Source organism: Bowmanella yangjiangensis (assembly GCF_017255015.1).
GTDB lineage: Bacteria > Pseudomonadota > Gammaproteobacteria > Enterobacterales > Alteromonadaceae > Bowmanella > Bowmanella yangjiangensis.
The window spans coordinates 1-1,397 of the sequence record NZ_JAFKCS010000214.1 but is presented as its reverse complement, the minus strand read 5'-3'; the positions used below and the strand labels follow the sequence as shown (position 1 = coordinate 1,397).

Genomic DNA, 1,397 nt, shown 5'->3' with positions numbered 1-1,397 from the left:
CAGCCTGCGCAACGCCCAACCCAGCGCCGGCCGACTGGTCATCACCGGCAACCGCCTGGAAAGCATCGGCAAGGCCATGATCCGGGTAGAGGGCATGCAGGACACCATATTGGGCGACAACCACTTCAAGGCCACTCCGCTGCTGCAGAACCTGCTGACAGGCGACCTGCTGCCGCTGCAAAGCCAGATACTCGACAGCACCGTACGCCGTCGCTGCCACCTGCAGATCTCGCAGTTCCAGGGCGCAGAGGCCGACTCGACTGACGCCCCGACCTGCAGCAACTAGCCGACGCGGACCGATCGACGGAACACCGCAGCTAACGATGCTCGACCTTCAACTGGCTGAAGGTCGCCGCTCCCGCATTGGTTTCATTGCCGCTGTTGTCGAGGGTGTAGACCCCCGCCTTGAAGTACAAGGCATGGCTCGCCCATGCCTTGTTCAAGCTGCGACTCCAGGTCTTCACCGCTCCGCCCGGCTCGACCAGGCCAATGCTCAGCGTGCCGTTCTTCGCCAGGTGAATTTCATAGCTGAAGTCCTGATCCAGCCTCACCTTGCTCGACAACACGATCTTCAACGAATCGGCGTCGGCAGGATGCCCGCGAAACGCGATCACCACGTTGCCGTAACCCGTCTGCGGCACATACTGGTAACCCAGCATCAAGGGCGGTGAAGTGCCCTGCTTGGAGTGAATCTGCGAGAACGCCAACATGCCGCTGGCAGGCACCTGAGTGATTCTGGCGGTCGCGCTCAGTACATCGGTCGCAGCAGTGTAGGACCAGTTCCGCAGCGTGCCATCGGCATAGGTTTCCCTCAGTTCGCTGCGCGGGTACACCGAGTTGCTGGTGGTAGAGCCATTGGCCGGCGCCCAGAAGAAAATCCGCCCGTCGCGGGACTGAAAGTAGTCATCCTGATACCCGCCGACCAGGAGGGGCGTATCGATGACGGTCGCAGGCACGCCTACGGGAATGGTGAGGTTCCAGGTGGCAAGATCGATCATGACTGAACTCCATGGATAAACGGCCAACGCAGGCCTACTCAGTCCCGCCAGACCGCCGCCCCACGAGAACGCGAGCACGACCTCCGACTTGCAACCGAGCTTATCGCCGGGTTCAGCGGTGATTAACGACCACTCATCATGATTTTGGCGCTGCTTTTTTGACTAACGCCGCAAGCCGGTTGAACATCCCGCCCTTTGCCTCATCGCATAACGATTCCTTGACTGGGAGACAGCGTCGAGCCCTCACAGGATCGACCTTTTCCACTCCCCGAGAGGATGCAAAGAATGTGAGCGAGTCGAAGGTTTATCGACGCCAAAGGTGCCGGCACGCCTCGTCGACACGCCAAACCGCAGGGGTTTTGACGCTTTGCATGCCCCAGAAAACAAAAGCCCCGAAAC

Annotated in this window: 2 protein-coding genes; one reads left to right on the top strand and one right to left on the bottom strand. The window is 60.3% G+C overall.

All coding sequences use genetic code 11. The features are described from left to right. On the top strand, positions 1–286 hold a 286-nt coding region (locus tag J0A65_RS23425), incomplete at its 5' end, for a hypothetical protein (protein ID WP_206596693.1). A 31-nt stretch (positions 287–317) separates the two neighbouring features. Here J0A65_RS23425 and J0A65_RS23420 read toward each other — a convergent pair. Beyond that, on the bottom strand, positions 318–998 hold the full coding sequence (locus J0A65_RS23420; protein ID WP_152489149.1) for a polysaccharide lyase family 7 protein: 681 nt from the start codon (positions 996–998) through the stop codon (positions 318–320). Positions 999–1,397 lie beyond the last annotated feature (399 nt).